Annotated in this window: 13 protein-coding genes; 12 read left to right on the top strand and 1 reads right to left on the bottom strand. The window is 33.3% G+C overall.

Going from position 1 to position 12,738, the window contains the following annotated elements; translation table 11 throughout:
• The first annotated feature begins 4 nt into the window (after positions 1–4).
• The 8 genes from LQ598_RS02770 to LQ598_RS02735 all read left to right on the top strand — a co-directional run bounded on the left by LQ598_RS02770 (position 5) and on the right by LQ598_RS02735 (position 7,630).
• On the top strand, positions 5–538 hold the full coding sequence (locus tag LQ598_RS02770; RefSeq protein WP_016911576.1) for a glycerol-3-phosphate responsive antiterminator: 534 nt from the start codon (positions 5–7) through the stop codon (positions 536–538).
• A 192-nt stretch (positions 539–730) separates the two neighbouring features.
• Positions 731–1,549, top strand: coding sequence for an MIP/aquaporin family protein (locus LQ598_RS02765; protein WP_016911575.1), 819 nt, complete (start codon positions 731–733; stop codon positions 1,547–1,549).
• 26 nt (positions 1,550–1,575) lie between these two features.
• Positions 1,576–3,069 (top strand): glycerol kinase GlpK, encoded by a 1,494-nt coding sequence (gene glpK, locus LQ598_RS02760; protein WP_103322955.1) that lies wholly within the window; start codon positions 1,576–1,578, stop codon positions 3,067–3,069.
• 117 nt (positions 3,070–3,186) lie between these two features.
• Positions 3,187–4,863 carry a glycerol-3-phosphate dehydrogenase/oxidase gene (locus LQ598_RS02755; RefSeq protein WP_239745155.1) on the top strand — a complete coding sequence of 559 codons (1,677 nt, stop codon included), beginning with the start codon at positions 3,187–3,189 and terminating at the stop codon, positions 4,861–4,863.
• Between the two features lie 199 nt (positions 4,864–5,062).
• Positions 5,063–6,010 carry an alpha/beta fold hydrolase gene (locus LQ598_RS02750; RefSeq protein ID WP_239745154.1) on the top strand — a complete coding sequence of 316 codons (948 nt, stop codon included), beginning with the start codon at positions 5,063–5,065 and terminating at the stop codon, positions 6,008–6,010.
• Positions 6,003–6,932 carry a tRNA (adenosine(37)-N6)-dimethylallyltransferase MiaA gene (gene miaA / locus LQ598_RS02745; RefSeq protein ID WP_016911572.1) on the top strand — a complete coding sequence of 310 codons (930 nt, stop codon included), beginning with the start codon at positions 6,003–6,005 and terminating at the stop codon, positions 6,930–6,932. Before LQ598_RS02750 ends, miaA begins: the two co-directional genes overlap by 8 nt.
• A gap of 13 nt (positions 6,933–6,945) precedes the next feature.
• The gene (hfq, locus tag LQ598_RS02740) at positions 6,946–7,173 is read left to right on the top strand and encodes an RNA chaperone Hfq (RefSeq protein WP_016911571.1); all 228 of its coding nucleotides are present in this window, start codon (positions 6,946–6,948) and stop codon (positions 7,171–7,173) included.
• A gap of 244 nt (positions 7,174–7,417) precedes the next feature.
• Positions 7,418–7,630, top strand: a complete 213-nt coding sequence (locus LQ598_RS02735) for a hypothetical protein (RefSeq protein ID WP_192977685.1) — start codon at positions 7,418–7,420, stop codon at positions 7,628–7,630.
• 183 nt (positions 7,631–7,813) lie between these two features.
• Here LQ598_RS02735 and LQ598_RS02730 read toward each other — a convergent pair whose 3' ends face one another.
• Positions 7,814–8,287 carry a glutathione peroxidase gene (locus LQ598_RS02730; RefSeq protein WP_016912286.1) on the bottom strand — a complete coding sequence of 158 codons (474 nt, stop codon included), beginning with the start codon at positions 8,285–8,287 and terminating at the stop codon, positions 7,814–7,816.
• 108 nt (positions 8,288–8,395) lie between these two features.
• Here LQ598_RS02730 and hflX point away from each other — a divergent pair, with 108 nt between their 5' ends.
• The 4 genes from hflX (at position 8,396) to glnA (ending at position 12,697) form a co-directional block, all read left to right on the top strand.
• Complete coding sequence (hflX, locus tag LQ598_RS02725; protein ID WP_239745153.1) at positions 8,396–9,634, top strand: GTPase HflX; 1,239 nt, start codon at positions 8,396–8,398, stop codon at positions 9,632–9,634.
• An 11-nt stretch (positions 9,635–9,645) separates the two neighbouring features.
• Positions 9,646–10,893, top strand: a complete 1,248-nt coding sequence (locus tag LQ598_RS02720; protein ID WP_239745152.1) for a methionine gamma-lyase family protein — start codon at positions 9,646–9,648, stop codon at positions 10,891–10,893.
• A gap of 88 nt (positions 10,894–10,981) precedes the next feature.
• Positions 10,982–11,338 carry a MerR family transcriptional regulator gene (locus LQ598_RS02715; RefSeq protein ID WP_016912283.1) on the top strand — a complete coding sequence of 119 codons (357 nt, stop codon included), beginning with the start codon at positions 10,982–10,984 and terminating at the stop codon, positions 11,336–11,338.
• 18 nt (positions 11,339–11,356) lie between these two features.
• Complete coding sequence (gene glnA / locus LQ598_RS02710) at positions 11,357–12,697, top strand: type I glutamate--ammonia ligase (protein WP_016912282.1); 1,341 nt, start codon at positions 11,357–11,359, stop codon at positions 12,695–12,697.
• Positions 12,698–12,738 lie beyond the last annotated feature (41 nt).

The raw sequence follows: 12,738 nt of genomic DNA, 5'->3' as shown, positions 1-12,738 counted from the left end.
TAAGATGAATAAATATATTTTGCCGGCTATTCGATCTATGAAAGACATGGAAAAGTTCTTTAAGATGGATTATGATCGCTGCGTACTATTAGATACGCATATAGGTCATTTGCAAGGTATTTTAGAACAAATGAAAAAGCATAATAAAGAGGTTATGTTGCATATTGATCTTATAAAAGGTTTGTCTAATGATGAAGCAGCTGTTGAATATGTTATACAACAATATAAGCCTCACGGTGTGATTTCAACTAAATCTAAAATTATTAAACGTGCAAAGAAATTAAATACATTAACGATATTAAGAGTGTTTATTCTAGACAGCACTGCGTTAAGTAGAAGTATTGAACTGATTAAACAATCAGATCCGGATTTAGTAGAAGTTCTTCCAGGCGTTGCAACTAAAGTCATAAAAGAAATTAGCGATCAAACTGGTAAGCGTATTATTGCAGGTGGATTAATCAATACAGAAGAAGAAATTAACCTTGCTATTGAAAGCGGTGCCCAATACATCACATCAAGCGATGTATCAATTTGGTAAATTAATTTGACAACGTTTTCATTAAGTATTATACTTCTAATTAAGTTAATATATGAGATGAGTAAATGAGACCCTCTATAACTAAAACTATGCCATTAATTTGTATAATAATTATACGAATATTAGGTATAGCTGTATGTTTGTAGAGGGATTTTTATGTATTAGCACGTAAATTATAGGAGGGTGTTTAATATGAGTGAATTTTTAGCAGAGATAATTGGTACAGCCATCTTGGTATTATTTGGTGGAGGTGTGTGTGCTAACGTCAATCTTAAAGGCGCTTTAGGTAAAGGCGCTGATTGGATTGTCATATCATTAGGTTGGGGGCTTGCTGTTATGCTAGGCGTATATGCAGCTGGAAGTGTTTCGGGGGCACATTTAAATCCTGCTGTAACACTTGGCTTTGCAATTGATGGATCATTTCCATGGTCTAAAGTTGTGCCATTCATTATTGCTCAAATGATCGGTGCCATGATTGGTGCAGGATTTGTATGGGCTACATATTTACCGCATTGGAAAAAAACTGAGGATAAAGGTGCAAAATTAGCTGTATTCTCTACTGGACCATCATATCCAAACTATGTTGCTAACTTCATGAGTGAGATTATTGGTACTATGGCTTTAGTTATGGGATTATTGTTTATAGGAGCTAATAAATTTACAGATGGTTTAAATCCACTTATCGTAGGACTATTAATCGTAGCAATTGGTTTAAGTTTAGGTGGTGCGACTGGTTATGCAATTAACCCAGCTCGTGACATTGGTCCACGTATTATGCATATGCTATTACCAATTCCAGGTAAAGGATCATCTAACTGGAAATATGCGATTGTTCCGATTTTAGGACCTATCTCAGGTGGTATGTTAGGTGCAGCATTGTATAACATTTTATTTAACGGGATTGTTAATGGATTCATTATTTTCTCAATCATCTTTACAGTTATTGTAGTATTATTCGGTATCGTATTGAATAAAACTATCCTTAAAGATGAAGTTTCAGAAATTCTGTAACAAACAAATTTATAGGAGTGTTTAATATGGAAAAATACATTTTATCAATTGACCAAGGTACAACAAGTTCAAGAGCTATACTATTTGATAAAGAGGGAACTATCAAATTTGTTAGTCAACGAGAATTTAAACAATATTTTCCAAAAGGCGGTTGGGTTGAACATGATGCAAATGAAATTTGGACATCTGTTCTAGCTGTTATTTCAAGTGTACTTAATGAAAATAACATCAGTCCAAAACAAATTGAAGGTATTGGTATTACAAACCAAAGAGAAACAGCAGTTGTATGGGACAAAAATACTGGTCGCCCAGTATATCATGCAATTGTATGGCAATCGAGACAAACACAAGAAATTTGTGCAGAATTAAAAGCTAAAGATTTAGAACCTATTTTCCGAGAAAAAACTGGATTATTACTAGATCCTTATTTCTCAGGTACAAAAGTAAAATGGATTTTAGATAATGTTGAAGGTGCAAGAGAAAAAGCTGAAAACGGTGATTTATTATTCGGAACAATTGACACATGGTTAATTTGGAAATTTACGGGTGAAACACATGTAACAGATTATTCAAATGCAAGTAGAACATTAATGTATAACATTTACGATTTAAAATGGGATGAAGAATTACTAGAATATCTTGATGTACCAGCATCAATGTTACCTGAAGTTAAACCTTCAAGTGAAGTTTATGGATATACTCAAGAACATCATTTCTTCGGTGAAAAAATTGCGATTGCCGGTGTAGCAGGTGACCAACAAGCTGCATTATTCGGTCAAGCTTGTTTCGAAAGTGGAGATGTTAAAAACACATACGGAACTGGTGGCTTTATGTTAATGAATACAGGAGAGAAACCTGTGAAATCGGAGAGCGGTTTACTTACAACATTAGCATATGGTTTGGATGGAAAAGTAAATTACGCGCTTGAAGGTAGTATTTTCGTTTCCGGATCTGCCATTCAATGGTTAAGAGATGGATTAAGAATGATCAAATCTGCGCCAGCTTCTGAAGCTTACGCTAAACGTGTTAAATCTACTGAAGGTGTTTATGTAGTACCAGCATTTGTTGGTTTAGGTACACCATATTGGGACGCTGATGCAAGAGGTGCAATCTTCGGATTAACACGTGGTACTGAAAAAGAACACTTTATTAGAGCAACGTTAGAATCATTGTGTTACCAAACAAGAGATGTATTAGAAGCGATGGAAAAAGATTCAGGAATTAATGTAGAAACATTAAGAGTAGATGGTGGAGCGGTTAAGAATAATTTCTTAATGCAATTCCAAGCGGATATTGTGAATACACCAGTTGAAAGACCTGAAGTTAGTGAAACGACTGCGCTAGGTGCTGCATACTTAGCTGGATTAGCAGTAGGATTTTGGAAATCAAAAGATGAAATACAACAAAGATGGAAATTAGAAACAGAATTCAAACCTGAACTTGAAGAAGAAGAAAGAGAAAAACTTTATAAAGGTTGGAAAACTGCAGTAAAAGCCACTCAAGCTTTTAAATTAGACTAAGTTGTGTTATCATTAAGGTAAGTTAATATTCCGTAGAGACGTGAGAGGCTTTGTTCGTACAATTTATTGTAGGGATGAGTCTCTCATTTTTTTACATTTTAATAGGAGGAAATGATTATGCAACAATTATCAGCATTAAACCGTAATCAAGTTAAAGATCAACTTAAAAAGACAGATTATGACGTAGTAGTTATAGGTGGAGGTATTACTGGTGCAGGTATCGCATTAGATGCGTCTCAACGTGGAATGAAAGTAGCTTTAGTTGAAATGCAAGACTTTGCACAAGGTACAAGTTCAAGAAGTACTAAATTAGTTCACGGTGGTTTACGTTATTTAAAACAATTCCAAGTAGGCGTAGTTGCTGAAACAGGTAAAGAAAGAGCGATTGTTTATGAAAATGGTCCACACGTAACAACTCCAGAGTGGATGTTACTACCATTGCATAAAGGTGGAAGCATGGGGCCTTTCTCAACTTCTATCGGCCTAAAAGTATATGACTTCTTAGCGGGCGTTAAAAAAGCAGAACGTCGTACAATGTTAAGTAAAGATGAAACAATTAATAAAGAACCACTTGTTAAGAAAGATGGTTTAAAAGCTGGAGGATATTACGTTGAATATCGTACTGATGATGCTCGTTTAACAATTGAAGTAATGAAACGTGCACGTGAATTTGGTGCGGATATCATAAACTATGCTAAATCAAATGATTTCTTATATGACAAAAAGAATAAAATTTCTGGTATAGAAGTTACTGACTTATTACAAAATGAAATTTTTGAAATTAAAGGTAAACGAGTAATTAATGCAGCAGGACCTTGGGTAGATGAAGTAAGAGGTAAAGACTACTCAACAAACAATAAACAACTTAGATTAACTAAAGGTGTGCATATTGTAATCGATCAAAGTGTATTCCCATTACAACAAGCAGTATACTTTGATACTGAAAATGATGGCAGAATGATCTTTGCAATTCCTAGAGATGGAAAAGCATATGTAGGTACTACAGATACGATATATGACAATGATAAATCATCACCTAAAGTTACAGAAGAAGACCGTCAATATTTACTTGATGCAATTCATTATATGTTCCCTACAGTTAAAGTAGAAGATAAAGATATAGAATCTACATGGGCTGGCGTAAGACCATTAATCTTCGAAAAAGGTAAAGATCCTTCAGAAATTTCACGTAAAGATGAAATTTGGGAAGGCGACTCAGGATTACTTACGATTGCAGGTGGGAAATTAACAGGTTACCGTCACATGGCTCAAGACATTGTTAACTTATTAAGCAAACGCCTAAAAGAAGAATACAAATTATCATTCAAACCATGTAACACTAAAGAAACTTATATTTCTGGTGGTAACGTTGGTGGTAGTAAAAATTATGAATCATTTGTTGAAAGCAAAGTTAAAGAAGCTAAAAACTACAACTTATCAGAAGATGCAGCACGTTACTTAGCTAGAAAATACGGTTCAAACGTAGATGACGTATTTGAAATAGCGCACGCTACGCAAGTTGCAGATGTTAATTTACCAATAGAAGTATATGCTGAAGTAATTTACAGCATTCAAAAAGAAATGGTTCATAAACCAACTGACTTTTTAGTACGTCGTTCAGGACGTTTATACTTCGATATCAACTATGTGTTAGAACATAAAGACGCTATTGTTGAAGTAATGGCGAAAGTGTTGAATTACGATAATGACAGCAAACGTGTATATAAAGAAGAATTAGAACAAGCAATTAAAGAAGCGGTTAATCCAAACGATCAACCAGCAATCGTAAAATAATAAAAATATAAAGTATATTAAATTCTAACAAATGTTAGAGTGAACATAAGCTGCCCAAAAGTTATGAAATTTTTGGGCAGCTTTTTTGTGCTAAAATGTACATGAAATGAAAAAATAACTGTATTGATATATAGTGTGGTTAATATATTTTTAAGCAGTATAGAATTTGCTATAATGATTCAAAGGGAGGCGAATGTCTTTGAGACGATTTAATCATAGAATCACTTTATCTACAGGACAAACTTTAGAAGTTACGATAGATAAATCAGATGAAAAACCATTAGGCATCATACATATTTTGCATGGTGTGGCTGAACATAAAGATAGATATGATCACATTGTAGAATATTTATGTAAGAGAGGTTTTCATGTTATTCGCCATAATCACCGTGGGCATGGCATTAATATTGAAGAGTCTACGAGAGGGCATTTTAATACGTTACAAGATTTAGTAGATGACGTAAAAGAGGTAGGAGACACTTTTAGAAATGAATTAAATTCAGATTTGCCATATATATTACTAGGCCATTCAATGGGCTCGTTAATTGCTAGAAAATTTGTACATGACTATCCAGATGATGTTGATATTTTATTGTTATCAGGTACGGTCGTATATTCTAATTTACGAGGTAAATTAAATTTATATGGATTAAAAATAGTGAATTTGTTTTTAGGTAGTCGCACTAAGTCTAAATTTATTAACAATATTGCATTTAAAACAACGAACCGAGAACATAAAGATTTAAACAAAGATAATAATTGGATTAGTGAAAGTGATGAGAACCGTGAACAATACGAACAAGATACCTATGCTGGATTTCCAGTTTCGCATAAAGTGTTATTAGAAACTGTCAAAACAACTGTACAAACTAAAAAGCCAAGTTTCATTAAAAAACAAAATTTTAATATGCCTATTTTACTTGTATCAGGAAAAGAAGATCATTTCGGTGGGTTTGGAAAAGGTATTAAACAATTAGCTTCTATTTATAAACGTTCAGGTGTTAAACATGTCACTGTACAATTATATAAAAATAAACGTCATGAAGTCTTATTTGAAACGAATCAATATGCCGTTTACGAACATTTATATAATTGGTTAATCATGCAAATTAAATTATTAGAAAAAGAGGAATCCCCCAATGAATGATAAACCATTAATTGCAATAGTAGGTCCAACTGCTGTTGGCAAAACAGAATTGAGTATTAAATTAGCTAAAGCGTTAAATGGGGAAATTATAAACGGTGATGCTTTTCAAATATATAAAGGGTTAGATATCGGTACTGCAAAAGTGACCGAGGAAGAAAAAGAAGGTATCGTTCATCATTTAATAGACGTTTATGAACCTGATGAACCATATTCTGTGTACAAATTTAAACAAGATTTTACAGAAGTAGTAGATGATATTCATAGTAGAGGTAAATTACCAATTTTAGTTGGTGGAACAGGATTATATGTTCAATCTGTTCTATACGATTATCAGCTTGAAGAAGAAGATATTAGTTCGGAAAAAATGGAAATTATTAAAAATAAATTAAAAGAATTATCTAATTTTACAAATATCGAATTGCACAATTATTTAAAAGAGTTTGACCCAGAAACCGCGTCAACAGTGCATCCAAACAATCGTAAAAGAGTTGAAAGATCCATTGAATTTTACTTGAAAACTAAAAAAACTTTAAGTGAAAGAAAGAAAAGCCAGACATTTTCTGGAAAATATAGTACAATATTAGTTGGGATAGAAATGTCGCGCGAAATATTATATGAAAGAATTAATATGCGTGTGGACATGATGTTGCAGCGAGGATTATTAAGAGAAGTGTCTAATCTTGTTGAGGAAGGGTATGAACATTCGCAAAGTATGCAAGCCATTGGATACAAAGAATTAATACCTGTAGTTAAGGGAGAAATAGACATAGAAACTTCTAAAGAACAAATCAAGCAAAATTCACGAAGGTATGCCAAGCGTCAAATGACATGGTTTAAAAATAAAATGAATGTTACTTGGTTTCAACGGGATAAACAGTCTTTATCAGAAATCGCGGACAACGTAATCCAATTATCCAAGTGAAGGGGAAAGTCATATGGCAGAGAAAGAAAATATTCAAGAAGTATTATTGGAGAAGTTCAAATCAGAAGGTACTGAACTGACAGTATTTTTACTGAATGGATTTCAAATGAAAGGCAAAATCGTCAATTTTGACGATAATGTTGTGCTATTAGATATTCAGGGGAAAGAAAATCTAATTTACAAACATGCTATTTCAACTTTCGTAGATGCGCAAGACGAAGAAAACAAAGAAAATGAATAAAATCTTGTGACGAATAACAGAGGCTGAGACAAATTAATTGTCTCAGCCTCTGTTCCTACTATTAGTCAACTATTTTTGATAATAGTTGACTAAAAAAGCATCACTAAGATAATGAGAAAATTCTTCACTTTAGATTGGGAAAGTGAAGAATTTTGAAGGTTTTGTATATAAGTGTTTACAAATATAATATATCTTATTTGTAAAAAAATGGCAACGAAAGATATATTGAAGGAGGTGTTTAGTGATGAAAGACGAAATGTATAATATTGATTTACCAAGCGACCAAGATATTTATGCAGTTTTAAGAATTGAAGGGGAAAATGCTGTTTATTACGATCATTGGAATGATGAAGAATTCACAGAACCTTTAACAGAAAATCAACTTGAGGATATTAAACACGGAGAAAACATTGAACTTAGGTTATATCCTTTAAAAAAACGACCATGCAAAGAATAAAATATTTCAATGTTTGAGCCTGGGATATTAACATCCCAGATTAACTTAAAAGAGCGTAAATTCTTTAAAAAACAAGAATTTATGCTCTCTTTATTTGAGAATGGGTATTTATGTCCCAAGCTTTGTTCCTACGACTATTCAATCATTTTTTGTTAAAACGACGTTCTATATTGTGTCTATATTTTATAATACTTCTTCTATAGAACTTCTTAATTGTTCTGGACTTTTTTGTGGAGAGAAACGATTAACGACTTCTCCATCTTTGTTAACTAAAAACTTCGTAAAGTTCCATTTAATCGATCCGTTTAAAATACCTTTTTTAGCAGATGTAAGGTAGTCATAAAGTGGATGCTGTTCTGAACCTTTAACTTTTATTTTTTCGTGCATAGGAAAAGTGACACCGTAGTTTAATTTACAGTTTTGATACGCTTCATATGAGTCGCCGGGTTCTTGATTACCAAACTGGTTACAAGGAAAACCGAGTACGACAAAATCTTTATCTTTATAATCTTGATAAAGTTCTTCTAATCCTTCAAATTGTGGAGTGAAACCACATTCACTAGCAGTATTAACGATTAATATTGCTTTTCCTTTATATTCAGATAATGAATATTTCTCACCGTTTGTTTTCGCAACTTCGAAGTCATAAATAGACATTGCAATCACTCCTTTTCTTATTTCCATTATAATCAAAAATTAATCAAAGTCATATCAATATGCATATCGATTTATATGTTAAAATGAAATTAAAGAGAGCGTGATAAAATGAAAAATGATATGAAATCGACTAAACGTGATACTGAGAAGGTAATATTACTAGCTTTTCATGATAAAAAAATTGATGAAGCTACTTTTCAATCAACAGTTGATGAGTTGAAATCTTTAGCAACAACGAGTCAACTTGAAGTGATAGAAGTATTCACTCAAAAAAGAGAAAGACCTGACCAACAATATTATTTTGGTAAAGGGAAAATCGAAGAAGTTATTGAATTTATAGAACTAAACGACATAGAAGTTAATGCCATTATTGCTAACGATGAATTAACAACTGGACAATCTAAACATTTAGACGAGTTGTTTAATACGAAAATTATCGATAGGACACAGCTTATATTAGAAATATTTGCTCAAAGAGCATCTAGTAGAGAAGGACAATTACAAGTTGAACTTGCTCAATTAGATTATTTGTTACCAAGATTGTCTGGGCACGGAATAAGCTTGTCGCGTCTTGGAGGCGGAATAGGTACAAGAGGTCCAGGTGAAACGAAATTAGAAACAGATAGAAGACATATTAGAACAAGAATGAATGAAATAAAGCATCAGTTAGAAACAATTGTTTCGCATCGTTCAAGATATAGAGAGCGACGTCAACAAAATCTAGCTTATCAAGTTGCATTGATAGGATATACGAACGCTGGTAAATCTTCGTGGTTTAATCAGTTATCAAATGATGAAACATTTGAACAAGACTTATTGTTTGCTACATTAGACCCAAAATCAAGAGCCATTACGATTAATAATGGGTTCAATGTCATATTGTCCGATACTGTTGGATTTATTCAAAAATTGCCTACGACACTTATTGCAGCATTTAAATCAACTTTAGAGGAAGCGAAGTACGCCCAATTGCTTATTCATGTTGTAGATGCAAGTCATCCTCATCATATGGAACAATACGAGACGGTAATGTCTCTAGTCAATCAGCTAGAAATGGGACATATCCCGATGCTAGTCGTCTTTAATAAGAAAGACATGGTTGAAAGTGCTCAATTAGCCGTTTCTGAACATTCTATATTCGTATCTGCAAGAGACGTGAAAGATAAAGTTAAAGTGAAAGAAAAATTAGTACAAATGATTAAAGAAACGATGGAATATTATGAAATGACAATTTCATCCACAAATGCTGATCAATTATATTGGCAAAGAACACACACTTTAGTGGAGACATTAGAATTCGATGAAGAAACGAATTCATATCACATTAAAGGTTATAAACAGAAATAAGAGGTAGAATAATGGAACAAAAATTAAATAAATTAATCAAAGAAGTAGAAACTGAATTAAGACCGTATTTCGATGGCATAGAAGAAAATGCATTGACTGCTCAAGAACGTGTATTAGATGCATTTCATGATGTGAAAATTACTGAATCGGATTTAGTAGGAACAACAGGATATGGTTATGATGATATTGGACGTGATCATTTAGAAGAAGTTTACAGTAAAGTGTTTAAAGCAGAAGATAGTTTAGTTCGTCCACAAATTATTTCTGGTACACATGCTATAACGTTGGCGCTAAATAGTCAGCTTAAATATGGTGAAGAATTATTATATATAACAGGGACACCATATGACACACTGTTAGAGGTTATTGGCGTAAATGGAAATGGTATTGGTAGTTTCCTAGAACAAGGTATCTCATATAACGAAGTTCCATTAAAAGAGCATGAGATAGATATGGACGCCGTTTTTGAAAGCATCAACGAAAGCACAAAGGTCATTGCAATTCAAAGATCAAAAGGATATAGTTCAAGACCTTCATTAACCATCGATCAAATTGAATTTGCTATAAAACTTATTAAAGCTAAATATCCAAATATCATTATATTTGTAGATAATTGCTATGGAGAATTTGTAGAAGATAGAGAACCTATTGAAATAGGTGCAGATCTTATAGCAGGATCACTTATTAAGAATCCAGGTGGTGGACTTGCTAAAATAGGTGGATATATTTCGGGGAAACGTGATCTAATCGAACGATGTGCATATCGTTTAACGGCACCAGGAATAGGTAAAGAAGCGGGTGCATCTTTAGGAAGTTTACCTGAAATGTATCAAGGATTCTTTTTAGCACCGCATGTTGTCAGCCAAAGTCTAAAAGGTGCTTTATTCACATCATTATTATTACAAAAGTTAAATATGACAACTACACCACATTATCAAGATAAACGAACTGATATTATACAGTCCGTTACATTTGATACAAAAGAACAAATGATTGCATTTTGTCAGTCAATTCAACACGCATCACCAATTAATGCGCATTTTAGTCCTTTACCAAGTTATATGCCAGGTTATGAAGATGATGTCATTATGGCGGCAGGTACATTTATTCAAGGGTCATCAATTGAATTAACTGCTGATGGCCCTATAAGAGCACCGTATGAGGCGTATATACAAGGTGGTCTCACTTATGAACATGTTAAACTAGCTATTACACGAGCTGTAAAAAATTTAATCAATAATGAACTTGTTGCATTATAATTTTTATGTAAGGTTTTCTAACATTTATTTGTTTTCTGAAAATTTATGTGCTAAATTTATTTTAAGTTCTTAATAGAAGGAGGCGGTCGTGCTGTCAAGAGACATAATTAGAAGAAACATGGCCGTGTTCCCTATTGGTGTTGTGATTAAGTTAACAGAGCTTACAGCAAGACAAATCAGATATTATGAAAGCAATGAGCTAGTCTCACCCAAAAGGACTGAAGGTAATCAACGGTTATTTTCTTTAAATGACCTTGAAAGATTACTTGAAATTAAAAATCTTATCGAAAAAGGTTTTAACATGAAAGGGATTAAACAAATTCTTTTACAAGAACAAAACGACCTTTCTGATGAAGAACTGAAGATGAGAGAGCGGGTAATTAGAGGAACTTCTAAAACAGAAGGACCACTTAACCGTGGAGATTTATCAAGATTTTTTAAATAAAAACTGGAGGATAATCACATGGCTAAACAATCATTTACAAAGGAAGATATTTTTCATTTTGCTGACGAAGAGAACGTGCGTTATTTAAGATTACAATTTACGGACATTTTAGGAACAATCAAGAACGTAGAAGTACCAATTGCACAATTAGAAAAAGTTTTAAACAACGAAATGATGTTTGACGGTTCTTCAATTGAAGGATTCGTGCGAATTGAAGAATCGGATATGTATTTATGTCCTGACCTAGATACTTGGGTAATTTTCCCTTGGACTGCAGGTAAAGGTAAAGTAGCACGATTAATCTGTGACATATATAGTCCGGATGGCTCCCCATTCCCTGGTGATCCACGTACAAACTTGAAACGTGTATTAAAAGAAATGGAAGAACTCGGATATACAGATTTCAACTTAGGGCCTGAGCCAGAATTCTTCTTATTCAAATTAGATGAACAAGGAGAACCAACATTAGAATTAAATGATAATGGTGGATACTTTGACTTAGCACCAACAGACTTAGGTGAAAACTGTCGTCGTGATATCGTTCTAGAACTAGAAGATATGGGCTTTGATATTGAAGCTAGTCACCACGAAGTAGCACCAGGTCAACATGAAATAGATTTCAAATATGCTGATGCAATAACAGCATGTGACAACATCCAAACATTCAAATTAGTTGTAAAAACAATCGCTCGTAAACATAATTTACATGCAACATTCATGCCGAAACCATTATTTGGCGTGAACGGAAGTGGTATGCACTTTAACGTTTCTTTATTCAATGGTAAAGAAAATGCATTCTTCGATCCTAACGGAGAAATGCAATTAACAGATGATGCATTTCACTTTATTGCGGGTATCTTGAAAAATGCACGTGGATTTACAGCAGTATGTAACCCATTAGTAAATTCATATAAACGTTTAGTACCTGGTTATGAAGCACCATGTTATATTGCATGGAGTGGACAAAACCGTTCACCATTGGTAAGAATTCCAGTATCACGCGGATTATCAACACGTGTTGAAATTCGTTCAGTAGACCCAGCAGCTAATCCATACTTAGCATTAGCAGCAATTTTAGAAGCTGGTTTAGATGGTATTAAAAACAAATTAACACCTCCAGAATCAGTAGATCAAAACATCTATGAAATGGATAGAGAAGAACGTGAATCAGTAGGCGTTCAAGACTTACCATCTACACTTTACACAGCTGTTAAAGCAATGAGAGAAAATACAGTTATTAAAAAAGCATTAGGAAATCATATCTATCGCCAATTCATTCAATCTAAATCATTAGAGTGGGACTACTATCGTACCCAAGTGTCTGAATGGGAAAGAGAACAATATATGAAGCAATATTAATTGCTAAAACCCTTGAAGCATATAGCTTCAAGGGTTTTTTT

Source organism: Mammaliicoccus sp. F-M27 (genome assembly GCF_022387115.1).
Classification (GTDB): Bacteria; Bacillota; Bacilli; order Staphylococcales; family Staphylococcaceae; genus Mammaliicoccus; species Mammaliicoccus vitulinus.
The sequence above is the reverse complement of the archived record's forward strand: the minus strand, read 5'-3'. Positions and strand labels throughout refer to the sequence as shown.